23 protein-coding genes and 1 pseudogene are annotated in these 25,497 nt (G+C 40.1%); 13 read left to right on the top strand and 11 right to left on the bottom strand.

Annotation, left to right across the window (positions count from 1 at the left end):
* Positions 1–15 precede the first annotated feature (15 nt).
* The 5 genes and pseudogenes from PQO01_RS10735 (at position 16) to PQO01_RS10755 (ending at position 6,252) form a co-directional block, all read left to right on the top strand.
* Positions 16–1,026 (top strand): ABC transporter permease, encoded by a 1,011-nt coding sequence (locus tag PQO01_RS10735; protein WP_274314006.1) that lies wholly within the window; start codon positions 16–18, stop codon positions 1,024–1,026.
* Entirely contained in the window at positions 1,026–2,228 is a 1,203-nt protein-coding gene (locus PQO01_RS10740; RefSeq protein ID WP_274314007.1) for an ABC transporter permease subunit, read from the top strand. Before PQO01_RS10735 ends, PQO01_RS10740 begins: the two co-directional genes overlap by 1 nt.
* A complete protein-coding gene (locus PQO01_RS10745; RefSeq protein WP_274314008.1) occupies positions 2,225–4,291 on the top strand; it encodes an extracellular solute-binding protein in 2,067 nt (688 codons plus the stop codon). The genes PQO01_RS10740 and PQO01_RS10745 overlap by 4 nt, the downstream gene beginning before the upstream one ends.
* Positions 4,291–5,283, top strand: a complete 993-nt coding sequence (locus PQO01_RS10750) for an ABC transporter ATP-binding protein (RefSeq protein ID WP_420792904.1) — start codon at positions 4,291–4,293, stop codon at positions 5,281–5,283. The genes PQO01_RS10745 and PQO01_RS10750 overlap by 1 nt, the downstream gene beginning before the upstream one ends.
* Positions 5,277–6,252: pseudogene (locus tag PQO01_RS10755) on the top strand (ABC transporter ATP-binding protein). Before PQO01_RS10750 ends, PQO01_RS10755 begins: the two are co-directional and overlap by 7 nt.
* 4 nt (positions 6,253–6,256) lie before the next feature.
* Here PQO01_RS10755 and PQO01_RS10765 read toward each other — a convergent pair.
* The 3 genes from PQO01_RS10765 to rsmD are packed head-to-tail and all read right to left on the bottom strand — an operon-like array spanning position 6,257 to position 11,346.
* A complete protein-coding gene (locus PQO01_RS10765) occupies positions 6,257–10,180 on the bottom strand; it encodes a DEAD/DEAH box helicase (RefSeq protein WP_274314012.1) in 3,924 nt (1,307 codons plus the stop codon).
* Positions 10,177–10,788, bottom strand: coding sequence for a hypothetical protein (locus PQO01_RS10770; RefSeq protein WP_274314013.1), 612 nt, complete (start codon positions 10,786–10,788; stop codon positions 10,177–10,179). The genes PQO01_RS10765 and PQO01_RS10770 overlap by 4 nt, the downstream gene beginning before the upstream one ends.
* Complete coding sequence (gene rsmD, locus PQO01_RS10775) at positions 10,789–11,346, bottom strand: 16S rRNA (guanine(966)-N(2))-methyltransferase RsmD (RefSeq protein ID WP_274314014.1); 558 nt, start codon at positions 11,344–11,346, stop codon at positions 10,789–10,791. It lies immediately after the preceding gene.
* A 645-nt stretch (positions 11,347–11,991) separates the two neighbouring features.
* On the opposite strand from rsmD, the gene PQO01_RS10780 reads away from it, so the two are divergent.
* Positions 11,992–12,756 (top strand): TorF family putative porin, encoded by a 765-nt coding sequence (locus PQO01_RS10780; RefSeq protein WP_274314015.1) that lies wholly within the window; start codon positions 11,992–11,994, stop codon positions 12,754–12,756.
* Between the two features lie 106 nt (positions 12,757–12,862).
* Here PQO01_RS10780 and PQO01_RS10785 read toward each other — a convergent pair whose 3' ends face one another.
* Positions 12,863–13,705: a S1C family serine protease gene (locus PQO01_RS10785; protein ID WP_274314016.1), complete on the bottom strand. Its 843-nt coding sequence runs from the start codon at positions 13,703–13,705 to the stop codon at positions 12,863–12,865.
* Between the two features lie 82 nt (positions 13,706–13,787).
* The gene (locus tag PQO01_RS10790) at positions 13,788–14,390 is read right to left on the bottom strand and encodes a hypothetical protein (protein ID WP_274314017.1); all 603 of its coding nucleotides are present in this window, start codon (positions 14,388–14,390) and stop codon (positions 13,788–13,790) included.
* 254 nt (positions 14,391–14,644) lie between these two features.
* Here PQO01_RS10790 and PQO01_RS10795 point away from each other — a divergent pair, with 254 nt between their 5' ends.
* The 3 genes from PQO01_RS10795 to PQO01_RS10805 are packed head-to-tail and all read left to right on the top strand — an operon-like array spanning position 14,645 to position 16,777.
* Positions 14,645–15,841, top strand: a complete 1,197-nt coding sequence (locus tag PQO01_RS10795) for a hypothetical protein (RefSeq protein WP_274314018.1) — start codon at positions 14,645–14,647, stop codon at positions 15,839–15,841.
* Positions 15,842–15,899: 58 nt separating this feature from the next.
* Entirely contained in the window at positions 15,900–16,169 is a 270-nt protein-coding gene (locus PQO01_RS10800) for a 2Fe-2S iron-sulfur cluster-binding protein (RefSeq protein WP_274314019.1), read from the top strand.
* On the top strand, positions 16,169–16,777 hold the full coding sequence (locus PQO01_RS10805) for a 4Fe-4S dicluster domain-containing protein (protein ID WP_274314020.1): 609 nt from the start codon (positions 16,169–16,171) through the stop codon (positions 16,775–16,777). The genes PQO01_RS10800 and PQO01_RS10805 overlap by 1 nt, the downstream gene beginning before the upstream one ends.
* A 2-nt stretch (positions 16,778–16,779) precedes the next feature.
* On the opposite strand, the gene PQO01_RS10810 is transcribed toward PQO01_RS10805, so the two are convergent.
* Together PQO01_RS10810 and lgt are read right to left on the bottom strand one after the other, a co-directional pair.
* Entirely contained in the window at positions 16,780–17,751 is a 972-nt protein-coding gene (locus PQO01_RS10810) for an RluA family pseudouridine synthase (RefSeq protein WP_274314021.1), read from the bottom strand.
* A 3-nt stretch (positions 17,752–17,754) separates the two neighbouring features.
* The gene (lgt, locus tag PQO01_RS10815; protein WP_274314022.1) at positions 17,755–18,594 is read right to left on the bottom strand and encodes a prolipoprotein diacylglyceryl transferase; all 840 of its coding nucleotides are present in this window, start codon (positions 18,592–18,594) and stop codon (positions 17,755–17,757) included.
* A 171-nt stretch (positions 18,595–18,765) separates the two neighbouring features.
* Between lgt and PQO01_RS10820 the strand changes: the two genes are divergently transcribed.
* Genes PQO01_RS10820 through PQO01_RS10835 form a run of 4 tightly spaced genes read left to right on the top strand, consistent with a single transcriptional unit; the run spans position 18,766 to position 21,895 of the window.
* Complete coding sequence (locus PQO01_RS10820) at positions 18,766–20,493, top strand: VWA domain-containing protein (protein ID WP_274314023.1); 1,728 nt, start codon at positions 18,766–18,768, stop codon at positions 20,491–20,493.
* 48 nt (positions 20,494–20,541) lie between these two features.
* Positions 20,542–21,048 carry a hypothetical protein gene (locus tag PQO01_RS10825; protein ID WP_274314024.1) on the top strand — a complete coding sequence of 169 codons (507 nt, stop codon included), beginning with the start codon at positions 20,542–20,544 and terminating at the stop codon, positions 21,046–21,048.
* 43 nt (positions 21,049–21,091) lie between these two features.
* Entirely contained in the window at positions 21,092–21,364 is a 273-nt protein-coding gene (locus tag PQO01_RS10830) for a hypothetical protein (RefSeq protein ID WP_274314025.1), read from the top strand.
* Positions 21,365–21,895 (top strand): hypothetical protein, encoded by a 531-nt coding sequence (locus PQO01_RS10835; protein ID WP_274314026.1) that lies wholly within the window; start codon positions 21,365–21,367, stop codon positions 21,893–21,895.
* Between the two features lie 76 nt (positions 21,896–21,971).
* On the opposite strand, the gene PQO01_RS10840 is transcribed toward PQO01_RS10835, so the two are convergent.
* The 4 genes from PQO01_RS10840 to PQO01_RS10855 all read right to left on the bottom strand — a co-directional run bounded on the left by PQO01_RS10840 (position 21,972) and on the right by PQO01_RS10855 (position 25,450).
* A complete protein-coding gene (locus PQO01_RS10840) occupies positions 21,972–23,171 on the bottom strand; it encodes a class I SAM-dependent RNA methyltransferase (RefSeq protein WP_274314027.1) in 1,200 nt (399 codons plus the stop codon).
* A 167-nt stretch (positions 23,172–23,338) separates the two neighbouring features.
* Entirely contained in the window at positions 23,339–23,566 is a 228-nt protein-coding gene (locus tag PQO01_RS10845; RefSeq protein WP_274314028.1) for a hypothetical protein, read from the bottom strand.
* 132 nt (positions 23,567–23,698) lie between these two features.
* Positions 23,699–23,836, bottom strand: a complete 138-nt coding sequence (locus PQO01_RS10850; protein WP_274314029.1) for a hypothetical protein — start codon at positions 23,834–23,836, stop codon at positions 23,699–23,701.
* Positions 23,837–23,995: 159 nt separating this feature from the next.
* Positions 23,996–25,450 carry a sulfatase family protein gene (locus tag PQO01_RS10855; protein ID WP_274314030.1) on the bottom strand — a complete coding sequence of 485 codons (1,455 nt, stop codon included), beginning with the start codon at positions 25,448–25,450 and terminating at the stop codon, positions 23,996–23,998.
* Positions 25,451–25,497: the final 47 nt, after the last annotated feature.

Here is a 25,497-nt window from a genome sequence, read left to right on the forward strand (position 1 = left end):
AGAAGAATCTTACTCATGATCCCCACTTTTTTGGTGATCACTATACTCGTCTACTTCCTTTGCAGAACGGTTCCAGGAGGACCGATCGAAAGAGAAAAAGAGCGTATGATGATGGCTCAACTGGAAGAAGGGGCTCAATCTTCTGGATCATACAACGACGAATTAGATAAATTTGCCACAGGTGAATTATCAGACGAAGATAAGGCTGAGCTCATGGCTCAGTATAACATAAGTGATAATGCTTGGGCAGATTACTTCGCATGGCTAGGAAGAACTCTCAGTGGAGACTTAGGTGTTTCTGCCACCTACAATGAACCCGTCTCAAAACTCGTCATTAACCGCATGCCTATTTCAATTTTCTATGGAGTTATCTCCATGTTTTTCATCTATGGAATTTGCGTACCCCTGGGGGTTCTCAAAGCTTTAAAAAATGAAAGCCTTAGCGATAACATCAGTTCCTTTTTTGTCTTCGTTGCTTACGCAATTCCAGGCTATGCATTTGGCGCCATCCTCTTGGTTTATTTTGCAGGTCAATGGCAATTATTCCCCCTCGGGAATTTCGTCTCCGACCATTATGATTCCTTAGGTTTTTGGGGGAAAATTTACGACCTACTTCATCACGCTGTCCTGCCAATGAGCTGTTACCTCATTGGTTCTTTTGCATTCATGACCATGTTGGTCAAAAACACCATGTTAGACAATCTCTCTTACGATTATATTCGCACCGCTCTCGCCAAAGGAGTTCCTTACAGAAAAGCGGTCTTTAAACATGCATTAGATAATAGCCTCATCCCTTTAGCAACACATTTTGGCAATAGTATTTCGATTATCATTGGCGGTTCTTTCCTTATTGAAACCGTCTTTAATATTGAAGGCTTCGGACTACTAGGGTTTAATTCTTTAGAGAGCCGCGACTATGAAGTTGTCATGGGCGTATTAGCTATATCCTGCATCTTACAAATGGTAGGTAATTTGCTCTCTGATATTTGCGTAGCTTATATTGATCCTAGAGTGAAGTTCGACTAATGAATCCGATTAATCAACAGCGCTGGCAAAGGTTCTCTAAAAACAAGATGGCCATGTTGAGTTTGAAAATTTTTCTTGCTCTCACAATCATTTCTTTATTATCAGAAGTCTTCTTTAACGACAAAGCTCTAGTCGTCTATTACAAAGGCGAAATGCATTTCCCTTTCATCCAAAATGCGATCCCCGCAAAAACCTTTGGTTTAGAAAATGAGAGCGAAGCCAACTACCTAGAGTTACAAAAAACCTTCCGTAAAAAACCTGAAGATGGAAACTGGCTAATGATGCCATTTATTCCTTATCATTATCGCAGCATAACTAAGATCGATACAGAACCTATTGATCTTCAACTCAAAAAAACTGAAGATTTTTATAGTAAACAAATCAAAGAACTGCAAATAGACCCTAACGCTAACAAAGAAAAGATCTATCAACTCAAACTCACTCGCAACCAAGCCTTAGGTAAACTTGACTCACAAAAATACCATCCCCTACCTCCAAGCTTGGCACGCAAACACTTTTTGGGGACAGATAGTACTGGCCGAGATATTCTCGCACAACTAAGCTACGGTTACCGCATTGCTATTGCTTTTGCCATCATACTCCTCATCATTAACTATATCATTGGCATTGCTATAGGCTGCGCCATGGGTTATCTAGGTTCTTGGTATGACTTACTCATGCAAAGAGTGATTGAAGTACTTTCCAATATCCCTTTCCTTTACATCATCATTATTATTGCGGCCATCTTACGTAGTCATGGCTTCACGATGGGCTTTTGGGCACTAGTTGGGATCTATGTATCACTTGGTTGGATGGGCATGACTTGGTATATGCGAACCGCAACTCTAAAGGAAAAATCACGTGAATATGTTTTAGCCGCTCGTGCTGCCGGAGCTTCAGATACACGCATTGTCTTTAAACACATCCTTCCGAACGTCGTTTCACTCCTGGTCACCTTTGCCCCCTTTTCAATATCAGGCTCCATCATCGGTTTAACCTCACTCGACTTCCTGGGTTATGGCCTACCAAAAGATTACCCCAGTTGGGGCTCGCTCATAAAACTCGGCACAGATAATATTCAAGCACCATGGATTATCACTTCTATTGTCTGTGCCATGGTACTCGTTTTATTTTTAATTAACGCGGTAGGCGAAGGTATTCGCCAAGCTTTTGACCCAAAAAAGATTTCACACTTCGAATGAAAAAATATTTAACAGTCGTGGGCTTTCTATTTTTCGCCTCAATCTTAACGATCATCCTCCTAGCTGCTCGTAAAAACACCTTTTTGCGTGAAACACGAGAAAATATCTCCATTGCTGATATTAAAAGACCTAAACCTTTCCCCATTTGTGATGAACAATGGCCCACTGATTTAGTGTGGCACAACGGCATGGATCAAGACATCTTCTCAGACCCTAAGGCCACGAAAGGTGGTACTTGGAATACATCCCTCACTTCATTTCCACCAAATTTCAGGCAAGTAGGCCCTGACTCAAACTCCGGCTTTAGAGGTGCTATGGACGATAATGACCTAGGTCTAGTGGACGTACACCCTGTGACTCAAAAACTCATACCAGCACTAGCGAAAGAATGGGCCATTAGTAAAGACCGCACGATAGTCTATTTCAAAATTGATCCTGATGCTAAATGGGATGATGGCATGCCCGTAATAGCAGACGATTTCATCTTCCGCTTAAAGGCTATGAGATCTCCAGGGATTGTCGCTCCCTGGTACAATCAATATTACTCCACTATGGTGTCTGATATACTAAAATTTGATAAACACAAAATTGCCGTCAAACTGCCCTCTCCTATGGCTGACACTGTGCTAAAAGCTGCCATGCGTCCCCTTCCTTATCACTATTATGGTGAACTTCGCGAAATACGCAAGAAATACCCCCTAAGCCGAGCTATCTCATATTTAAAAAGGGATAACAAAGAGGTCCCGCCGAACATATTAAAAATCAAAGATGAGTACGAAAGCTCAGTAACCTCAGCTAAAGAAGGCGAAAAAACACCTAAAGAACCCTCTGTTGAAATCACAGTAGAAGACGTCGAGGCAAACTGGGTCAAAAACCACAACTGGAAAATCCAACCTCGAACTGGTCCCTATAACATCAGTTCTTTTATCAAAGGTAAAGAAGTCACTTTTGAGCGCAACAAAAACTGGTGGGCTAAAGATAAGAAATACTACAAAAACCGCTATAATGTCGATCAAATTCGCTATACCGTGATACGTGACACTAACTTAGCTTTTGAAAAATTTAAACTGGGCCAACTCGATCAATTTGCCCTTCTCCTCCCCAACTACTGGCACTCAAAAGCCAAATACCTGGATCCTGTCGACCGTGGCTACATGCAAAAACTCTGGTTTTACACTCAAAAACCCGAAGGGTCATCACAAATAAGCTTTAACCTCGATCACCCTCGACTCAAAGACAAAAACCTTCGCTTGGGGATTATTTATGCACTCAACATTCAAAACATGTTGGATACCGTTTTGTATGGAGATTATGAACGTTCAGAGACTTTTCATGAAGGCTACGGCGAATACTCTCACCCTACATTAAAAGCTCGACGTTTTAACCCTCAAAAAGCTATTGAATACTTTAACAAAGCCGGCTATACAAAAATCGCTAGAGATGGTGTAAGAATAAATGATAAAGGCGAAATATTGAGTTTCAAAATCTTGTATGCAGCCCCTTTTCATACGCAGCGAATTTTAGCTTTGCAAAATGAAGCTAAAAAACTCGGTCTTCATTTAGAACTTGATAATTTTGACACTACTGCCGTCTTTAAAGCCATGCTAAACAAAGAACATGAAATTGCCTGGCATGGCTGGGGTGCCGGTTTACGTCCACAATACAGAGGGCAATTCCACCAAAGTTTTGCTCATAAAAAACAAAACAATAACTTATCGAACTTAGACGATGACGAAGTCAGTCAGATGATTGATGAATATCGTTTTGCCCTCGACACTCCCACTCGTGTCGAATTAGCCCACAAGATCGAAGAACGTTTATTCGAATTGGCTCCTGCTGTTCCTACTTATAAAGTTCCTTACTTCCGCCAAGGTCTATGGCGCTGGGTCAAATACCCACCTTTTATAGCCACTCCTAGTAATGACATGATCATGGACGCCTACGGTCTCTTTTGGATTGATGTAGAGCTCCAAAAAGAAATCCGAGCAAAAATGACAAAGAAAGAAATCATTTACGACATCCCACCCCTCATCAAAAACACTCGTTATAAAGGGGCTCCCTAATGCTACAGGTAAAAAATTTGAGTACCACATTTGCCTTGGAAAATGAAACTGTTTGCGCCGTCGACAAACTTTCTTTTGATTTACCACAAGGAAAAACTCTTGGCATCGTTGGTGAATCTGGCTCGGGAAAAAGCGTGAGTGCCTTATCAATTCTTAGACTTCTCCCCAGACCCATGGGACAATCTACTGGTGAGGTTCTTGTGGATGGTAAAAATATCCTCGACATGAACCCAGAGGAAATGTTAAAAATCCGTGGCAATAAAATCTCAATGATTTTCCAAGAGCCCATGACGGCACTTAATCCTGTTCACTCCGTTGGAAAGCAACTTATGGAGACCTTTTTCCTTCATTTCCCAGAAATAACAAAAGCTGATGCTTGGAATCGCTCTTTAGAAATGCTCACAAAGGTGGGCATACCTGCTCCCGATAAGCGCATGCATGAGTACCCCCACCAACTCTCGGGTGGCATGCGCCAACGTGTGATGATTGCTATTGCCCTCTCTTGTGAACCCGACATACTGATTGCCGATGAACCGACAACCGCACTGGATGTGACTGTTCAAGCTCAAATCATCCAGCTCATGAAAGATCTCCAGAAAAAAAATAATATGTCCATAATCTTCATCACTCATGATCTTGGTGTTGTTGCGGAAAGTTGTGACGAAGTCTTAGTGATGTATGCGGGGCGAATGGTTGAGCAGGCTCCAGTTATTGAACTTTTTGAAAAACCTTCCCATCCTTATACCAAAGCGCTTATGGCTTCTCTACCCCAATTGAGTCAACAAAGAAAAACGCAACTTCAAACTATCTCAGGGCTTGTACCTTCCCTCAAAGAACTTAAAGATGGCTGTCGCTTTGGGCCACGATCAGGCTTCCCTCATGATGAAGAAAGTTTAACAAAACGACCTGAAATCCAACAAATTACTGAATCACATCGCATTGAGTGGTGCCCCATTTGCCAAAAAGCTCTTCAGGAGACTTCCTTATGCTAAATGTACAAAATTTAAAAATGCATTTCCCTGTTTTCGGAGGACTCTTACGTCGTCAAGTTGCTAAAGTTTTTGCTGTTGATGATGTAAGCCTAAAAGTCGAACCTGGAGAAACTTTGGGTTTAGTGGGAGAGTCTGGATGCGGCAAAAGCACTCTTGGACGAGCTATTTTACAGCTTTATAAGCCCACCGGAGGATCTGTTCAGTTCCTTGGAAAAGAACTCACTGAGCTAAGTAAGAGCCAAATGCGTGATGCCCGTAAGGATATTCAAGTTATCCTACAAGACCCTGGAGAATCACTCAACTCCCGACACACTGTAGGTCGTATCATTGAGGAACCACTAGAAATCCACGGCATTGGAAAAACCGCAAAAGATAGAAAAGAACGTGCTATTGAGCTTTTAAAGAAAGTTGGTTTACAGGAGGATTCTTATAATCGTTACCCCCATGAATTCTCTGGTGGCCAACGCCAAAGAATTAGTATTGCCCGTGCCATTGCCCTTGAGCCAAAACTCATTATTTGTGATGAAGCCGTCTCTGCTTTAGACGTATCTATTCAATCTCAGATCTTAAACCTGCTTATGGATCTCCAAAAAGAAATGAATTTAGCTTATATCTTCATTTCTCATGACCTCTCAGTTGTACGCCATGTCTCAGATCGCATTGCGGTCATGTACTTAGGAAAAATTGTCGAAATTACTGATACTGACACACTTTATTCTGATGCTCTCCACCCCTATACTCAAGCACTCATGTCGGCGATCCCCATGCCGGATCCCCGCAGAAAAAAAGACGGCTCAAATACTTGAGGGTGACGTTCCTTCACCGCTCAAACCTCCTCAAGGCTGTCACTTCCATACGCGCTGTCCGCAGGCCATGGACAAATGCAAGAGCCAAGTGCCCATATTAAAAAGCTACTCCAGTAATGAGAACGAACATTTAGTCTCTTGTCACCTTTTGGAAGATAAATAGAAACTTAAGTTAATAGGCGAAGTAATTCATCAGCTGACATTTTTGCTGATGAACTCTGTGTTCCCAGCATAAAGTCCGCCAACTCACGTTTTGTTTCATGAAGCTTTAGAATTTTCTCTTCGATTGTACCCTCACTAATCAAACGATACACTGTCACCGCCTTTTCTTGACCAATCCTATGTGCTCGGTCAGTTGCCTGATCTTCAACCGCTGGATTCCACCAAGGATCTAAATGAATAACATAATTTGCAGCCGTTAAATTAAGTCCAAACCCACCCGCCTTAAGACTAATTAGAAACACGGAACTCTGCCCCTCTTGGAATTTTTTAACAAGCTGCGGACGTTTTTTCGCTGGTGTACTACCATCCAAGCGTAAAAAATCTACATCTTCTTCACACAAGGCTTTTTCAACAAGATCTAGAAAGCTCGTGAATTGAGAAAAAACTAAAGCCCTATGCCCTGCTTCTTTGAGTTCTTTTACCAGTTCAATAAAACGTTGTAATTTCGCACTCTGATCACTGAATTGTTTATCGAGTAATGAAGGGCTACAAGCCGCCTGACGCAAACGAGTAATTTCCTCTAAAATGAAGAACTTATCTTTGCGATCACCGCGCTTCCCTAAGCGCTCTGATGCGCATGCACGCAGGCCATTATAGACTCCTCGTTCTTCGGCACTTAGCGGGATTCGCAAATTAATTTCAGTGCGTTCAGGTAAATCTTTTAAGACATCTTTCTTGAGGCGTCGTAGAATGAATGGCTGAACGCGTCTTCGTAATCGCTCCCCTAAGCCATTCATGGCCTGGCTCACACCTCCAGAATTAATTTCTTTGCCAAAGGAACTTTGACTCCCCAAATATCCTGGATTCAAAAAATCAAATAAGGCCCAGATTTCTCCTGGATGATTCTCCACAGGGGTTCCTGTAGTTGCAATCTTAAATTTCGCGTGTAAAAGTCGCGCCGCTTTTGAACGTCCACTCTGGGGGTTTTTAATTGCTTGAGCTTCATCTAAGACAACGCCATTCCACTGAACTCGCGAAAGCGATTCTACATCGCGCTGTAACATTGTATAAGAACAGATGAGCAAATCAAATTCAGACAAGTTATCTATTGCGGAGTCCGTAAATGACGAATCGTAAATTTTGACTTTGAGATTAGGCGAAAAACGATTCACTTCTTCTTGCCAATTACCACAAACCGAGGTCGGTGCTACAACTAAACTAGCTCCCAAGTGAGCTCGTGCCGAGAGCACTGCTAAGGCCTGCACTGTTTTCCCCAAGCCCATATCATCTGCCAAGCAGGCTCCAGCACCCCATTCTGCCATACGACTCAACCATTGGAAACCCTCTTCCTGATAAGTCCGTAGATCAGCTTTAAAATCTTTCGGAATAATGAAACGACGATTGAAGACATTTCTCAATTTACTCACATCGGCATCCCAATTTTTGGGTAATACTTTATCTTCCACATTCGCCAAAGCGCGCGCCATCTCACTCTGCCTTAACTTAGGGAAGCCTAAGGCACCTTCATACTCCCCTAAATTGGCCTGCATAATCTGTATTTGCTCCTTAAGTTGAAGACTCAACTTAATAAAGCGATCATCACTGAGCTTCACATAGGAACCATCTTGAGATAAGTTTTTAAATAATTCCGCAAAATGCAGTGCGTCACCATCAAATTCAGCATTCCCATGGAGGCTAAACCAATCGGCATCTTTTTCTATCTTCACATTGAGCTGACCTTTAGCCGCTTTGATTGACCATGCTTTCTTGGGCCAGAAAATATCAATTTCGTTCTCGTGAAGAGCCATTAAAAAGTCTAGCGCCAGCTGTTGTTCATAAAGCGATAAAAAACCATCCTCTTCCATGTGTGGAAGATCATCAACTAAACTTAGAATTTTTTGCAGTTTACGCTTCTCTTCATCTATATCACGCAGGCATTGCTTTCCATCTTTCCAGATAACCACAGGACCTTCACCCGGAACAAACTCCGGAGTTCCTGATCCAAACACAGGCACACGTAAACGGAAGTTCACCCCTTCATCTTCATCCATGGGCTCGGCAATGACGCGAATATCGCTAAATGATTCATTTAATTGCGCTTTAGAATTTTCTTCATCTCGCCAATTACTCATAACTGGCATTTGCTGACTGACTTGCGGAATCAAATTTCTTAAACGCTCATTTTGAGTTTTAGGAACCCTTAAGCCTTCTACTCCCAATTGCTGCTGAATCTCTTCAAAACATTCAGGGAAGCGATAGTACTTATATTTGTAGGGACCGGCACGTTTAATAATGACGTTTCTTTTGTATTCATCGGGAAGATCTAAAATGAAAAAATTATCACTCTCATCTAAGCATATTCCGCCTTCTTCTATCTCGATAGAAATCGACTGATCTAAGTCATAGGCATCAAATAATAAGGGATGCTGAGCAGCTAATTCAAGGACATCATTACCTGTCCATTCAATGTAGTTTCCACTCTGATAAACGATCCTCGATAAAATCTGCTTATCTAATTCACTCAAGTACGTTTTGTGTTGAAGCTTATCAAAGCTAATTTGTTTACCTTTTAACCAAGCTGATTTACCGTGCTTTTGCTCATAGGGCCTTAGGTCCCAGCCCGCTTCATTAAGAGTAAATCTCCAAATCACGCGATACTGTTCCAAGGGAGAAAAAAGTTTTTCCATAAACTCCAAGCCCGTCTCCCATTCCTCCTTCACTTCAATGAAAGAACTAAAACTAGGAAAGCTCAAGCATTCATTTAAGGTCTGTAATTGTACGGGATTTTTATCACTCCCTGCCAACTTTAAAAGAGACAGCCACTCCCTGTAAAGAAGCTGATCCTCACTATCTTGTTCGGCAATGTAGCCACACTCCTTCAACTCCGATTCACTAAGTTTACGTTTCTCCATAAAGAGTCGCAAAGCTTTATAAAAACTGATTTCACTACCGTGTAGAGTAAGCTCTCGCATCGGTGGTAGCTGCCCTGTTTCACGGTATTCATTTATATGCAACAAAGCTTGCTTATGAGAATTCTGTAATTGTCGCCCTTCCAAAATTTTGCGATCTCCGCGCAAACCACTCAGAGCTAAACACCGCAAATAGATCTCATCAAGTTCATTGGGAAACTGCGTCCACTTATCTAATTTTAATTTTGCCAAGCGCGTAAGAGCTCTTGAGGCTTCTCGATAATTTCCTCGAAAAAATTGGTCGATAGCTTCGACTAAATCTTTGGCTAAAGTTTCCTCCCAATTTCGAGAAAGGATTTTTAATCTGAAAAAATCTTTTTCTTTAAGTGCTTTGGCTAATTGATTGAACTTAGATATAAAGGGGGACTGCTCCACCCACTGACTAAATTCTTCCTCATACTCTCGTGCCATTGGTCCCGTCAAAAAATCATCCACCAAGAGTTCATACCAAAAATCTTTGAGTAATTCGGGATTAATTTTCGATGTATAGGCAAAGCCTTCACACTGTGGTTTAATGAGTGTCTTAGCATAAAAATTTACATTTTTTTTGATGCTCGATGGATCCTGCCCAGATAAATAGAAATAACGTAAGTAAATCCTTTTTTCTGCTAAATCCCAAATTCTCACTTCCGATAATTGCGGTGCAATAAACTTTAAATAAAAATGATCTAAGTCTCCATCATCTACCATTTCCATCAGCACTTCTGTTTGAAACAAACTTGAGTACTTGTTCGAAAAAGAAAAGACATCAATATCGAATTCTCGTAAGCTTCGTATCTCATCTTTAATACTATCTGTACTAAGAGCTACGCCCTCGTCAATTTGCGCATCCCGCAAAACTTTTGTGACTTGGAAGGGGGAAAAGTATTGTGGACACAAGGCAAAGATCTTGATAATGTATATTTGAATTTCACTAAGTTGTGTTTTATACAATAACCACTTTTCACCTAGTGACTTCATTTTTCTTCTGTACGTAACTTAGTCAAATGATCAACTATTGCGTCGTGGACTTGCCTTAAATGCCCCATCATCGCCACTGTAATTGTCAGATAGCGCTTATGAACTCTGCCCAAGTCTTCAATTAAACCTAGGGCCGCATTCAGATTTTTTAGGGCCCGTTTACCTGCTGAGATAAAAGACGCCGGCAAATCGTACTGACCATCCGCTAATGAACCTTGATAATAAGCTAATGCTCGACCTAAGTGAAAAATTATTTTTACACCATAGGGGCGATCTTCTTCTGTAAGTAAGGTTGAAAAAATATTACACCAACCAATAGAAACCTGCCTAAGTAAGAGATAAGATTTATCGCGCTCATAAAAGTAAGCTGGAGTATTCATTTCTATCGGATCAAAGGGCTCACTCTCAATTTCAAAATCGAAATCATCTTCATCCATACCCGGTAATTGAAACTCCTGCAGCTGTTCCATAATGTGTTCATCAGCTCCAGAGACTTCCCCAAAATCACTGAATAATTCCATGTATTTATGGGCATAAAGATCCGATTGGCGCATAACATGCTCCCAATCATATTCATCCCATTGATCGTTTGGCTCCATTTTATCCATTTATTTGGTCCTTTCAAAAAATGAAAAGCTTGTGGGATTACAGTGTTTAACTTTCAATCTCTTCCAACTCTCTGAACTGAGCTGACTCCGAGTTAAATGTTCTAAAATAACAAACAGATTATCAGTACCTGCTTTCAAAAGTTCTTCACTTGATAATAACTCGCGCGCCAGTTCACTATCCTCCCCATAAGGAGGGTCAGAAATGAGCACATCAAGCTCAGTGTTAATTTGACTTAGTGCTTGACGCCAATCTTGGCAAATAAATTCAACGTCGCCACATGTCCCTGCCATAGATTTCTTAACTTTTTCGTAGTTACTTTTAATAATCTTCATTGTCTGAAAATCATTTTCAATAAAATAAACTTTACTTGCTCCTCGGGACAAAGCTTCTAAACCTAGCGCACCTGAACCGGCAAACACATCGGCTACCACATCACCTTCCAAGTTGCCTATCATATTAAATAAAGTCTCCTTTAAGCGATCCGTCGTTGGTCGTGTCACCGGGTTATCTCCGGCTTCCAACTTAATACCGCGGGCACCACCACCAATAATACGCATTAAATTCTCGTCCTATCAGTTACATGATTAAGGTCATTGCATTGAGGGCAACGTGACATCGTTTCATAACGTGAAATTAAGTAAATGTGTGAACAGTTTTTACAACGACACAAACGTTCCATCGAGAGGTCTGACTTGGGTTTAGCTCTTTTTAATTCATTATATAACCACAGTCCAGCCAAAAGTGCTAAAATTAGCACACAGTATATAAGTAGGATGTCTTCGGCATTTATCTGAAACATGGCTCTCTCTCTAAAATTCCTGCAATATGCCTTCAGTTTAAACTCTGACAAGTAAGCCTCAATAATGTTAAGCCATATATCTTTCCTAGTAATTATAATATCTACATAAAATAGTAATCGAATTTATTGAATTACACCTGCAGTGTTAATAAACGATAAAATCCTTCACCCTTAATACATCATTCCTAAGGAAAACTTGATTTTTGGGTTAATTACGCTAAACTCAACCTTAACATGGAGTTTACATTTTAAGGATCTCAGCAAGAAAAAAGAGTGGGAAACTACCAAAAACGTAACTTTATTGTACTTTTTTACAAAAAATACCCAAATAGCAATTGACGTATGTATAATTTAATTTAAAATAATGCAACCCTAAACAAACAACACTAAAGGAATAAACGCAATGACTAAAAAATTAGTATTCGCACTCCTTACAGCAGGTTCTTTTTCTGCTGTAGCTCAAGAAGAAGCTCCTGCAGCAACTTCATCTGAATCAAACCTCAGCCTAGATGCATCAATCGGTTACACAAGCCGTTATGTATGGCGTGGTATTACTTTTGCTAACGAGTCTGCTCAAGGTGATATCTCAGCAACTTACGATGCTGGTGATCTTGGTTCATTTAATGTGGGTGTATGGGGTCAACTTGACCTTACTGATGACTATGATGAAGAATTCAACTTCACTGAAGTCGATATTTATGCTGGTTGGGAAAAATCTTTCGATATCATCACTCTTGGTGCTGGTGTAATTAACTACCAATTCCCTAGTATGAACGGCGATGCTGATACAACTGAAATCTACGGTTCTGTTGGTCTTGACGTGATCCTCGCTCCTTCAGTAACAGTATATTACGACGTTGACGCAGCAGAAGGCGATGCTTTCTACGTAAGTACTTCAATTGGCCACGATTTTGATCTTGGATTTTCTACTCTTTCACTTGGCGGTGCGATTGGTTGGGTAAACAGTGATGGCGGCGAGTGGCTTTACGGCTCTGGCGATGGCTTCACAGATGTTGCTGCAACAGCTTCACTCAACTTTGATTTAACTGAAAGTCTAAGCATCTCACCTTTCGTATCTTACACAGCTCTTATCGAAGACGCTAAAGATGCGAACGGTAATGACAACGAAGAGATCTTCGGTGGCATTAACTTAAGCTTCTCTTTCTAATTTAGAAAGAATTTAGTTTATTAAAAAAGGCGGTCGTTGACCGCCTTTTTTATTGCCTACATGAGAAAGAACACATTCACCAATGTATTCTTTCCTAAAGAAAAATTTAATTAACTTCTTTTAAAACCTTAAGAAGAAATTCGACTACTGCTGAATTGGGAACCGCAAAGTTGAGACTATTTGTGGAAGGTATCTGAGCTGTATTCACCCCTACCCACCCTCGTCGCACAGAAACTAAAGGCCCACCTGAAGAACCAGGATTGATGGCCGCATCAGTTTGTAAATAGCCTACATTTATAGTGGATTCATTTTGGAACTTAGATAAGTCTCGATGCTGCTGAGAAACGATCCCCATAGTGACTGAATGACCAAAACCATAAGGGTTGCCTATAGCAACTACTACTTCACCCTCGAGGTCATTATTAATTGTGCACATTTTTAAATATGGAAAACCTTGTTTTAGGTTTTTGATCTTCAACAAAGCTAAATCTTTACCCGGCTCTTCTGCTAAAACTTCCAACTCATACACTTTACCTGTATAATCAACCGCAGATATAACTTCCCCATTTCGAACCACATGTTCATTAGAAATAATATAGCCATCTGGATGAATACAAAAACCAGAACCTAAGCTCTGGCCTTTCATAGCAACTTTCATCTTAGGCCCAGGCAGGAAAGATGGTAGCAAATGAATATTCTTTTTAGTCCTACCACTTATAAATAAGTTTAGAACAGCTTTTTTTGATTGACTCGAGATGCGTGAAACATCATCGAGCATTAGGTCTTCCTTGAATCCATCCTGGACTTTGAGTAAATGCTGGAGTTTTTTCCCTTTTAAATCATTTGATCTCACACTCAAAATCACCCCTTCTTGAACGGGTGCTTCATATTCACTTACACATGAACTAACTGTAAGTAGCATACTTCCAAGAAAAAAACTCTTCCACAAATTATTAATGTTCATCTCCTATTAATTTTATAGAATAAAGCCCCTAGCTAAGAGTCTGTAAATCAAAACATCAATATTTTTACTACTTAACTTCAATCAAGCCGCGTTTTTTTGCCTGTGAAGGTACACTTTCTACTTTTATGAGTTGCGGATTACGCAAGGTAAAATCGCCTTGATACTCTCCCAGGAGAATTTTCATATACGTCCCTAATGAACTCGTTTTTTCTTTCACAGTAAAATAACATAAATGCGTTTTCCACTCAGATGAAAACTCTGAAGTAGGAGCCATTAGACCTAAATTCTGGCCCTTATCTTCATCTTTTGAACGACCCTTGGTCTTCTTCTTTGTTTTCTTTTTAGAAAATAGATCGCCATATGTCCCATAAGCATAAGTCACTGCTCCTTGACCATCTGCTTTAACCTCTGCTGAAAATATGTAACTTTCCCCTTCGTCGAGTTCCACTGCATGATAAAATGCTAAATATGTCTTCGAAGATGATGATGGAGTATGAAATGAAAACACCCCTTTTTTATATTGTTCTTTTATACTTTTGTATTCTTTTGATTTTCTTAGATGCCAATTATTCTCAGCCTTTTTGAAACTCGGGTCGGAGATAAGATTCTCATCCTTCGCTTGTAAAGAAAACATTAACAAAACAATCATCAAAGCAAATATCTTTTTCATAAACCAATCTATCCTTTATTTTAATTATAAGATAATAGCACTACGTCACACAAACCACATATCTAACAAAGCACAAGAACATTACTCTCACCCCATACGGTCATATTGAATTTTTTTCTCCTATGGGCCTTTCTACAACTATTAAAAGAAAATATTAAGGTATTTCACACAGAAAATTAACAAAAACAACTTTTTTATACAAGTCATTATATTATATTATCGAGACTAAATCTTAAATGGGAAGTTGTATTACCATGTCTAATCGCACGTATAAATGCCATAACTGTGGTCGTAGCAATAACTACTTCCAAAAATACTGTAATGCCTGCGAAATGCCTGCTGCGGTAGCCAGCTTAAGATCTACAGGCAAATCAAATCTTCCCATTAATTTGCTACTCCCGCTTTTACCATCTAAACAATCTATTGGTTCAAATATTCATTCAGATATTCTATTACCTTCATTGAATGTCCCTGAATATTGCTGTGATCTGAACTATGCAGATGGATTGTTTTATTTCTATTCAACTACGGCAAACACAGCAATCAGTTTCAACTCTAAAAAAGTAAATAATGACAAAAAATACGCACTGGAACATGGCTGTATTATCAATTTTTCTGATGAAGAGTTCGAGTTAATCTACTTCAACAAGTACAACCGCAGCCCCAAACTACAAAAGCCACATTTATTAAATATGGCTCGTCAGGCAGTAAGCACTTCCGTGAGCCGACAACTGCTAAGTATAGCTTTTAAAAATAAACTCTTTGAATGCCATACTATTGCAGATGTTTTTTCACTTACTTTAGATACTGCTTTATTAATGACCGGCCTTGAACGCGCCTATGGATTTATTAACACCGCAAATGAAAGTGAGGAGATTAAGCTTAATGAAATCCTCGCGAAAAATAGTGATTTCATTACTCTTAAAGAGAATCATTTCACCATTTCTCAATCAATTATTAATAGCGCAATCAAAAGTCACGATTCAATTTACATAAGCAATTCTGACATCATAAAGCAAAAATCAGCTTCAATGTACGACTTTGATATAAAAACCATTATCTGCCTACCTCTAAGTATTCGAGATAATTCTTCTCGTGAACACTTACTCGGTATACTTTATTTGGATAAACAATATGCATCTCACCACCTTCCTAAAAAGCTCACTAACAACTTAAAAATCATTGCCTCTATGGCAACAAAAAGCATCTATCAATTATCTAACACCAAGAGTACTTGCCCTCCAGATCTACACGATAAATTACAATATATAAAAACTGAAATAGGCAATCTAAAGTCACATTTACAAACGAGCTCTGCACTTATCAATAAATATCAACACGGCAACCCAAGCGCTATAAAAACTCGACTTCGCGAGTGCCGCAAAGATTTACATCGCTTATCAAAAATAATTTCTGGTTCCTCCGAAGTACCAAGCATTCAAAAGCTATAGGCTTAAACTAGCCATTTACGAACTTTATGATATAATTCATTAAGTACAGGAAGAACCCATGAAGTATACATTACAGTTTAGTTTATCTAAGAAAAGCATCACATACGACCCAAATCGCAATAGTTTTTTCTCTATTCTCGATTTGGCAGATAAAGCTGGTGTCGATATTCGTAGAGGTTGTAGAAGTGGACACTGTGGCACATGTGCGGTCCCATTACTCAAAGGAAAAGTTGAGCACATTTTTGGAGATCATATAGACAATGATTCACCCTCATCCATCCTTACTTGTTCATTTAAAGCAAAATCAGATTTAATCATCGAGGCCTAATGGAAAATCGACGTAGTTTATTTAGAGGTTTCAAGAACTTTGGTTCGCTCATGCGTGATGTTGTGCATGAACATAAAGAGCTAAAAAAGGAACTTAATAAAAACCCTAACTCTCCAGCTGAGTTCTTTCGCCCCCCTGGAGCACTACCGGAAGTTCAATTCCTCGACAAATGTACTCAATGCAACGACTGCATGGAAGCCTGTACTCCTGGCGCTATATATAAGCATTTTGACCCCAATTCAAAAGCTAACCTCACTCCAATTATTGCTCAAGACGTGATTCCTTGCGAACTCTGCGAAGACACCCCTTGCGTTACTGCCTGTGAAGTAGATGCTTTAGTTTTAAAGGAAGATGAAAAGCCGATAATTGGCAAGGCTCAAATTTATATTGATAATTGCTACACCTGGAATGGTATTGATCCCGAGTGCTCTGCTTGCGCGGATGCCTGCCCACTCCCTGAGAAAGCCATAAAAGCTGATTCTCAAGGTCGAATGAGAGTTAATAACTCACTCTGTAATGGTTGCACTCTTTGCACTCACGTTTGCCCCGAGTTTCACAATGCCATAAAAGTTGTACCCCTCACTGAAGAACGAACAACTCCGCAATAGCCTTAGCCGTCAAACTGAATCCCAAAGTCATTACAGACATCTTTAAAATCATCATGTAAAGGTGCTGTAAAGGTCATAATTTCCTGAGTTCCGGGGTGAATAATTCGCGTTCTCCATGCGTGAAGAATATGACGATCTGGTGATTCTTTCTCATCCAAGCGTCTAACCCCGTAGAGTTTATCGCCTACAACTGGGTGATTAATACCAGCCATGTGCACACGAATTTGGTGAGTACGACCAGTATCGATTTTCAATTTAACTAAAGTTGCTCCATTATTATCAGCTAGAACTTTATAATGAGAAATAGCTTCTTTACCACGATTGGGATCATTGGTGTTTTCCATCTTCTGCCTATTAGATCGCGAACGTCCAATATTCGTTGTAATGGTATCACGTCCAACTCGAATAGTTCCTCGGCAAAGAGCAACGTAATATTTCTCCACATCACGACGAGCAAAAGAACGGCTCAATTTATCTAGATTCTTTGCACTTTTCGCAACAATAATGACACCAGATGTTTCTTTGTCTAAACGGTGTACAATACCAGGACGACCATTGCCTTCATCCATCGAACTAAAAGTTTTTAGATCACGCCCCATCAAGGCATTCACTAGAGTTCCGGTATAATTACCTGCTCCAGGGTGAACAACCATACCTGCAGGTTTATTCACTACTAAGATATCGTCATCTTCATAAATAATATCCAGCTCAATGTCTTCAGGTAAAAGGTTGCTACCATCTTCGACTTCAGGCATCTTATAATGAATCAAATCACCTTCAATCACATTCTCTGACATGCGAGCATTAATCTTGGCACCGGAACGAATGAGTTCAAAATCACCGTCCTTTAAACTTTTCTGCAAAAAGGTACGAGAGTGATCTGGCAACTGTTCAGATACATAACGATCTAAACGCTGACATTCTGCAAATTCATCCACTAACCACGCGTGAGTAAAACCTTCTGGAACTTCCATAAACTATTCCTTATTCAATTGGGGAAAGTCAAATTCCCGATTTCGGCGACACAATGTAATGATCGCAATTCCAAGTGACAATGTTCCTAAAGCAATATATTGAGCTAATGATAAACCCCCAGTCAAATCCTGATCATCGCGAAGGAACTCTACTATAAAACGCCACAAACTATATACACAAAAATAGAGGCCAAATATCATACCTGGCTTAGCTAGTTTCTTACTTAAATAACACAATAAAAGACAGATACCTAATAGCGCAAAAACAGAATATAAGGGCGCTGGGTGCACTGCGGCAGACAACTCCGCCTGTTGATCAATCAAACCACGCTTCAGGTGATCTGACCATGGGAAACTCCCTTTCGGATATTGAACAGCTAATGCGTGAATATCGCATTGTCCACCATAGCAACACCCATTCAAAAAGCAGCCGATTCGCCCAAAAGCATGCGCCAAAGCAATACATGGTGCGGCAATATCTAAAGCGGTTAGGAAATTAATTTTATTGCGTTTACACACGAAATAAGCAACAATTAAACCACCTATTAAGCCCCCCTGAAAAACTAAGCCACCTTCGTGAAAAGCAAAGATTTTTGAAAATGGCCGGTTGGCAAAGTTCTCATCCCAATACCTTATAACAAATAGAGCTCGCGCTCCAATGATCGCTCCAATCATGGAATAAAATAAGGACGTTTCCATCTTGTCCGGATCTTGACCATATATCTTGGACCTCTTTTTCAGAAGGAATAGCGCCGCCAGGAAACCACTGGCCGCCATCACCTGAAACCAACGCAAAGTTATGTGCGTGCCAAATAGGTCAAATTCTAAAAAAATTTCTTTCATAAATATCTTCTAATATTTTTTGTTTTGTGATTTTAGTCGGATTAGTAAGTAATTCCACAGAAATCGGATACTTTAAGTAGAGTTATTTGGCTATATAACTCAGCTAGTTACTTGAATTCAAACTAAAACCAAGCGGATTAAACAAAGCTTTCCAATCAAAAAACTACGATTATGAATAAAAAAAGTTACACTTCATACATACTGATTTCGATTGTTATTTCTCTGGCCTTTCACGCTATTCTTGCCTTAATTTTCTCTACTCAACTAAAAAATGTCCTTAATACATTAAAAACTGATACCAAACGCCCCCTTCCCAAAGAGCAATTCAAAAGCCCTGCTCCCCGCGTTGAAAAATGGCAACCCAAACCCAAACGCGATCTAGATGCGGAGCTTAAAAATGCTTTGCGTCCTTCATTCACTCCCGCTAAAATCAATCTAGAAGACCTGAAAATCAAAGCCGATATCGCACCAAAAGTCGATTCATCTGCCTTGGCTAAACTACAGATGAAACAGAGCTCACAAATTCCTGGCCAATCTCTCTCCACGCAACTCCCCCCACAAATTTACGAAATCAAACCCGAACTCAGTGATCAACACCTTTCCGAGGCTAACAAGAGCCTAATCGACAAACGCGTCAAAGATTCAATTGATATCGGCAACCAAGCCCTTTCCTTCAGAGCAAATGATGGTTCAAGTATTTCTGGTTCCTCTCTTGGAGGTCCCGTAGCACCTTCGATAACATTACCCGTCAATAGTATTCGTCCCACAATTAGCTTGACTCCTCCTAGTGACCCTCGCAACCAAAACTCACTTAGCTTAATCAACAAGCCAAGCCTACCACAAATTTCTGTCGAAGAGAACAATCAAGGCCAACTCGATGACGTTCTTAAAATCACTCCTCAGATTTACCTCGACCCCAGAGATCAACAGGGCTATTTTCGAGTCGATATAACTTTAGACAAAAACTCAAAGCGCTTAATCTCTCAAGCCAAAGAAATCATGTTTATCCTCGATACTTCTACGAGTATCCGCTTCAATCAATTTACTAATTTCACTTATGCCATAAAAAAGGGAATCCAGAGCCTTTCACCACAAGACCGTTTTAACATTGTAACCTTCAATGTGAAAGACCGACGCTGCTTCCCCAATTATGCTCCTGCAAACGAAGAGAATATTGCCACCGCAATTGATTTTTTAAACAACACCAAACGCGGGGGTAAAACGGATGTTTACAAAAGCTTACGTCCTTATATCTCACAAAGAACTCAAAGTCAGTACCCCAGAATCATTTACCTCGCAAGTGATGGCAACACGACGACTCGCGGTGGCGTTGAAGGAGTGGAAATCATTAGTAAAATCACTCAAGACAACCAAGCAAGAACTTCAATTTTCTCCATCAGTAATGGCGAAGACACATCGCCATTCCTTTTAGATCTACTCACACTGCGCAATCGTGGCTTTAGTATCTTGCAAGAAGAACCCGATGGCTCAGGTCTAATGTTTGAAAACTTCATTAAAACCTATTCCGACACCGTCGTCAGCAAACTTCACTATCGTTTTTCTTCTCAAATTGATCATAAGGAGATCTTTCCACGTGAACTCCCTCACTTATACCGAGGCGGCACCCTCTCTATCTACGGCCAATATCAAAGCGGACAACAATCAACTCTTGTTCAAGTGAAAGGCATCGGCGCCAAAGGCCCTGAAGAAATCACTTTTAAAATAGATTTTAATAAATCCAGTAAGGGTGATGCTAGCTTAGCACAAAACTGGGCTCATCACAAAATCTTATATCTTCTTGGTCAGTTAACCGACACGCCCGAAGACAAAGACATTAAGACTCAGCTTCGCAATTTGGTTAATAAATACAATATTCCGATTCCATACGAAATTGAATAAGCCAAGGCTTATCAATAAAACTTTATCGTAAGCAAGATAAAAATTAATATGAAAGCTCTACAAATTGGCCTCGCCGGCCTTGGTGTCATTATTGGTATTTTATTCATTGCGGCTTTAGTCGTTTTTGACCGCGGTCCGGAAACTTATGTCTACAAACAAAATCGCATCCCAAAAAGATTCATCCAGCAAATTATAGAACTCAAACTTATAGACGATTCTGAGCAGGTTAAATATTTTTACTCAGATGGTTTTATCAATATTGACGAAGGCATGTATTTCATCACCAACAAAAAAATTGTTTTATATTCAAAAGACTGGCATGAACCAGCTGAAAACATTTTATTTGATGATATAAATGAACTCATCGTCGAGTATAACAAAGCTTGGATGGATGACTCATGGGTCTACGTCAGTACAAATGACTTCGATTACGAATTCCCACTTTCTAGTGAGCGTAAGGGAGACAAGAGCTTCGTCAAATACTTACAATCTAAACTGAAGGAAGATGTGCCCGTAGAAATCATCCATCTATCCGATGAAGAAACAAATGAATAAAAAACCTTAAATTATTAAACCTAGCCAAAGAGCTGAAACAAATATGGACATCCCCAATTTAAAAGACAAAGTCATCTCGATCACCATCAAAGACGATAGCATTAATCATGACTTTATTGATCCCAAATTTACTGAAATTCACGGACGTATTTTCATTACTGGCACAGTACCAAAGGGACATGCCGACTCCTGCTGGACTGATAACTGTGAAGGCGGTGTGGCCTGGGATCGCGTCACTGATTACGTGATTTTTGATTCTGTCGAAAGCTATCAGTACGCCATCAAAAAATCTCATGAAAACGACAAAGATAATTAAATGAAAATCCTTACCACACTTCTCTACTTATCATTTACATTAATATTGATCAGCTGCGGGGAAAGACCCGCCGATATTTCTGACGCCAAAAGCTATAGAAACAAGAGCTTAAGCTTCAAGTACCCAGGAAATTGGACTGTCACTGGGGATAGCGATTTTGAAGACTTTCAAAACCTTTTTATAGAAACGAGTGCCGAAGGCATTGTGATTCTACAGGCTTACCCTTTAGAAAATGCCCAAAGTCATGAGGACTTTGCCAAAGCTTTCTCTGCCTCGACTATAGATTCCATGCCTATCGGAAACATAGTTGACTCGAAATTCGAAATCAATGAATCGACTTCTCCAAATAAGATAAATGAAACTTTCTCCATAGAGTTATTCAGCGAAAAAATTCCTCACATCAGAAAATATGTTATGAAAGACTTCCCTAAACAGCGATGCTTCCTCATTCTTCAAATCACAAGTAAAGATGAGGCCAAAGCCATCAAGGGCTTTGAGCTCATCCAGTCAAGCCTTAAATTTGTGAATTAAGATTTGAGTAAAAGAATATTGGCTTTTATCATCAGTCTTTGACAATTAAGTTGAACACCTACGATACGGCCGGCGATTAAGCTTCAAATAAGACCATTGATTCTAGGTTCGCCGTTCCTGCGAACATGTCAATTGGCTGAATGACTTTGGCTTTATAGCCTTGCTTTTGCCATTCTAAAATCTCTTTGGGAACCACGTCCGTACCACAAAAAATTTGCAAGACACGCTTGGGTTTTCTTTTTGCGATCTCCGCAATTACACCCGACTCACAACCCTGCCGAGGGGGATCTAATAAAAACAACTCGCTTTGTCTTGCTTCAGGAAATTTGTATTGCACTAAAGAGGCATCAATTTTTTCAGAGAAAAACTGCATGTGATTTTGAGTCTTGAGTCGTTTGGAAATCTCTTTTGCCGATTCGATGGCAGTAGAACTCAGTTCATAAGCAAAAACTTTTTTGCAAGCTTGCCCAAGAGTATGACTAAAGAGACCATAGCCACAATAAAGATCAAAGAGAACATCATCGCGATGGGGCTCCAACATTTTTTTAGCTAAGTCAATCATTTCAGGCACCATGGATTCATTGACCTGTGAAAATCCAATCGGGCTATAACGCATCAGCACCTCATCAACTTTGAGACCCAAAAGACGAGGACCAAAGAGATGTTTAATCTGCAATGATTTTACCGGGCGCTCAGCCTCGAGATAATAATCCGAACGAGAAGGATCAAAGTAAATCATCGCACCTTCAACAATATTTTCTTTCTTGAGGGCATTAACTAACACTTTTACCTTACGCATAACATCCGCATCCATTTTAAAAATATTCAAAATGAGAAACTGGCGCTCATAGCCCCCGCGTAAAATCAACCAATTTAACGCTCGCGCCAAAGAAAAGTAAGTACGTTTCGAAAGAGTTTTTTGTAGGAAATAATAAATCTCTTGATGCTTCTTAGGCTCTAAATCAGACTCTGTGCATACCCCTGCTTTAACTGGCTTAGAAAAGCCCAAACCAATTCCAGCGCCCTCTTGAAAGACTCGGCGCTTTGTTGTGGTGCGATAATATCTCGGCTTTGGCGAAGCCAAAACTTTCTCGGGAGCTTTTTTAACCCCCGATTTTGACAAAAATTGTGCAAAAGCCTTATCTTTTAAACTTAATTCTTGCTCGTACTCCATTTGCGCCAGTGGCTCAGGTGACTTATCATCCCAAGTAATGGCTGATAATTCTCTGACTTCGTGCTCAAAAGATAATGTTTTATAATTACGAGGTTTCGACATTTTGGCTCCGCTTAAATATTGCTGCACTCTAATCCCAAAAAATTTAATATCACTCAAAGCTCTAGACTTATTTGCGAATATCGCAAAGCTTCAAGCTGTGCGCAACAAAAGAAAGCCAATCATGCTTGATGATTGGCTTTACACTCGCTTATCAATTTTGAACTAAATCAAAGTCCATATTGAAAAGGCGAACTAGGAATATTTTGTGGTCCTACTCCTGCGGGTAAATAATAACCCATAGCTAAAACAAAAGCCAAAACCATAAATAAAATGATCATAGCATTCAGTGCTAAGAATTTACTATCATGCCACATCTCGTGACATTCTTGGGAAACTTCACTCATATTATGCGGAACAACGCAGTGAGTAATCCAGTCTTTTGTTGATGCATCCATCTTTGACTCCTTTTGTAAATAGTTACATACAATAAGGCAGGCTCAAAATCGTGGGTCTGTCTATTCTATACTTAATATATTACAAACTTTTCAGTTTCGTAAGTCCTCACTTAGCCTTTATACATGCTTCAACTACTTCTTAGCTTTGCGTTTCCCTCCGCCACCACCAAAATATGGATGAACATCAAAGCCACCATACAAGGGATCTTTTGCCCTCGGGTCATAACGTTCTTCCAAACCCTTTAACATTTGCTGATCAAGTTTTTCCATTATCGCAGCATACTCAGGATCTTTGGCAATATTATTAATTTGTAAATAGTTACATACAATAAGGCAGGCTCAAAATCGTGGGTCTGTCTATTCTATACTTAATATATTACAAACTTTTCAGTTTCGTAAGTCCTCACTTAGCCTTTATACATGCTTCAACTACTTCTTAGCTTTGCGTTTCCCTCCGCCACCACCAAAATATGGATGAACATCAAAGCCACCATACAAGGGATCTTTTGCCCTCGGGTCATAACGTTCTTCCAAACCCTTTAACATTTGCTGATCAAGTTTTTCCATTATCGCAGCATACTCAGGATCTTTGGCAATATTATTAATTTGCTCAGGGTCTTTTACTAGATGGTAAAGCTCTTGTGCCGGACGTTTTGCAAAACACAGCTCATAAGCTTTTTTTGCTTGTGGATCCTTGTCTTTGTTATCGATAATATAATTTTTTGTTGGCCCTCCATCACAATCTGAGTACCACTGACCTGGTTTATTAGTATTGCCATTTCCTGCTCCCATGGGCCAAAGTTCTGGACGATAATTGCGAATATACAAAAAATCTTGTGTTCGTATGGCTCGCGAGGGATAGCCCCCCATATTGGGCTTTTCTTGTGCTGGAGTATGACGCTCCCTTCCAAAAATGGCATAGGGACGCTCCGTTTCTTCTAATCGCCCTGATTGCTCACTCTTTAATAAATTCACGAAACTCTTTCCCGTCATGACTTTGGGAACAGGCACTTCACAAAGCTCTAAGAGCGTCGGTGCGACATCCGCAAGAGAAATAAAATCTCTGTTTTCAATACCCTGCTTAAGGTTTTTTCCCCAACGTACTGCAAAGGGAACGCGAACACCAGAATCATAAAGATTGCCTTTACAGCGAGGAAATGGCATCCCATGATCTCCCGTCATAATGACAATCGTATTTTCTAATTTCCCTTTTTCTTCTAACAAACTTAAAGCTGAGCCCACTAAACTATCCCAACGTTGAACTTCGAAGTAATAATCGGCAATATCCTTGCGCACCGTCAAGGAATCCGGATAATGATCAAAAAGGTGCACTTTTGAAGCATCTATGCCACTCTTAGCTCCCGAGTCTTTTTTGTAGCCCCTGTGAGGATCGCTCGTGGCTAACCAAAAGAAAAAAGCTTTATCCTCTGCCTCTGTTTTATCAAAGAATTCCGCTAAATCCTTAAAAGTATCTCCCGCAGGTGCTTTACCGTGATGCTTCCCCCAGGACTCGATCTTCCCTGGCCCCCAGGTCTTGGGACGATTTTGACCAATCACATACCCCGCATCTTCTAATAAGTGAATAAAACTCTCGTGCTCAATAGGCAAAACACTCCAAAGATTTGCTCCCGGTCCTAATTGCCAGTGATACTTACCAGTAATAACCGCATTACGACTGGGAGTACAAGATGGACTTGAAACGTAAGTGTGATGAAACAGCACACCCTCTTTTGCAATACGATCAAAATTGGGAGTCTTAACACCGTCATCACCATAGGCTCCTGCATGAGGCCAGCCCCAATCATCTGCCATACAAAATAAAATATTGGGTCTCTGCTCAGCTGCCAAAAGTGAGATCGAAAAGAATAAAATCAGTAAGCGCATAAATTTTTCCCTAAATAATTTTTTCGTATAATACACCCGCAAAACCA

The organism is Lentisphaera marina, from assembly GCF_028745505.1.
Classification (GTDB): Bacteria; Verrucomicrobiota; Lentisphaeria; order Lentisphaerales; family Lentisphaeraceae; genus Lentisphaera; species Lentisphaera marina.

Coding starts and splice junctions, on each gene's coding strand:
- PQO01_RS10735 (WP_274314006.1), top strand. CDS start 16: ATGATCCCCACTTTTTTGGTGATCACTATACTCGTCTACTTCCTTTGC.
- PQO01_RS10740 (WP_274314007.1), top strand. CDS start 1,026: ATGAATCCGATTAATCAACAGCGCTGGCAAAGGTTCTCTAAAAACAAG.
- PQO01_RS10745 (WP_274314008.1), top strand. CDS start 2,225: ATGAAAAAATATTTAACAGTCGTGGGCTTTCTATTTTTCGCCTCAATC.
- PQO01_RS10750 (WP_420792904.1), top strand. CDS start 4,291: ATGCTACAGGTAAAAAATTTGAGTACCACATTTGCCTTGGAAAATGAA.
- PQO01_RS10765 (WP_274314012.1), bottom strand. CDS start 10,180: ATGAAGTCACTAGGTGAAAAGTGGTTATTGTATAAAACACAACTTAGT.
- PQO01_RS10770 (WP_274314013.1), bottom strand. CDS start 10,788: ATGGATAAAATGGAGCCAAACGATCAATGGGATGAATATGATTGGGAG.
- rsmD (WP_274314014.1), bottom strand. CDS start 11,346: ATGCGTATTATTGGTGGTGGTGCCCGCGGTATTAAGTTGGAAGCCGGA.
- PQO01_RS10780 (WP_274314015.1), top strand. CDS start 11,992: ATGACTAAAAAATTAGTATTCGCACTCCTTACAGCAGGTTCTTTTTCT.
- PQO01_RS10790 (WP_274314017.1), bottom strand. CDS start 14,390: ATGAAAAAGATATTTGCTTTGATGATTGTTTTGTTAATGTTTTCTTTA.
- PQO01_RS10795 (WP_274314018.1), top strand. CDS start 14,645: ATGTCTAATCGCACGTATAAATGCCATAACTGTGGTCGTAGCAATAAC.
- PQO01_RS10800 (WP_274314019.1), top strand. CDS start 15,900: ATGAAGTATACATTACAGTTTAGTTTATCTAAGAAAAGCATCACATAC.
- PQO01_RS10805 (WP_274314020.1), top strand. CDS start 16,169: ATGGAAAATCGACGTAGTTTATTTAGAGGTTTCAAGAACTTTGGTTCG.
- PQO01_RS10810 (WP_274314021.1), bottom strand. CDS start 17,751: ATGGAAGTTCCAGAAGGTTTTACTCACGCGTGGTTAGTGGATGAATTT.
- lgt (WP_274314022.1), bottom strand. CDS start 18,594: ATGAAAGAAATTTTTTTAGAATTTGACCTATTTGGCACGCACATAACT.
- PQO01_RS10820 (WP_274314023.1), top strand. CDS start 18,766: ATGAATAAAAAAAGTTACACTTCATACATACTGATTTCGATTGTTATT.
- PQO01_RS10825 (WP_274314024.1), top strand. CDS start 20,542: ATGAAAGCTCTACAAATTGGCCTCGCCGGCCTTGGTGTCATTATTGGT.
- PQO01_RS10830 (WP_274314025.1), top strand. CDS start 21,092: ATGGACATCCCCAATTTAAAAGACAAAGTCATCTCGATCACCATCAAA.
- PQO01_RS10835 (WP_274314026.1), top strand. CDS start 21,365: ATGAAAATCCTTACCACACTTCTCTACTTATCATTTACATTAATATTG.
- PQO01_RS10840 (WP_274314027.1), bottom strand. CDS start 23,171: ATGTCGAAACCTCGTAATTATAAAACATTATCTTTTGAGCACGAAGTC.
- PQO01_RS10845 (WP_274314028.1), bottom strand. CDS start 23,566: ATGGATGCATCAACAAAAGACTGGATTACTCACTGCGTTGTTCCGCAT.
- PQO01_RS10850 (WP_274314029.1), bottom strand. CDS start 23,836: ATGGAAAAACTTGATCAGCAAATGTTAAAGGGTTTGGAAGAACGTTAT.
- PQO01_RS10855 (WP_274314030.1), bottom strand. CDS start 25,450: ATGCGCTTACTGATTTTATTCTTTTCGATCTCACTTTTGGCAGCTGAG.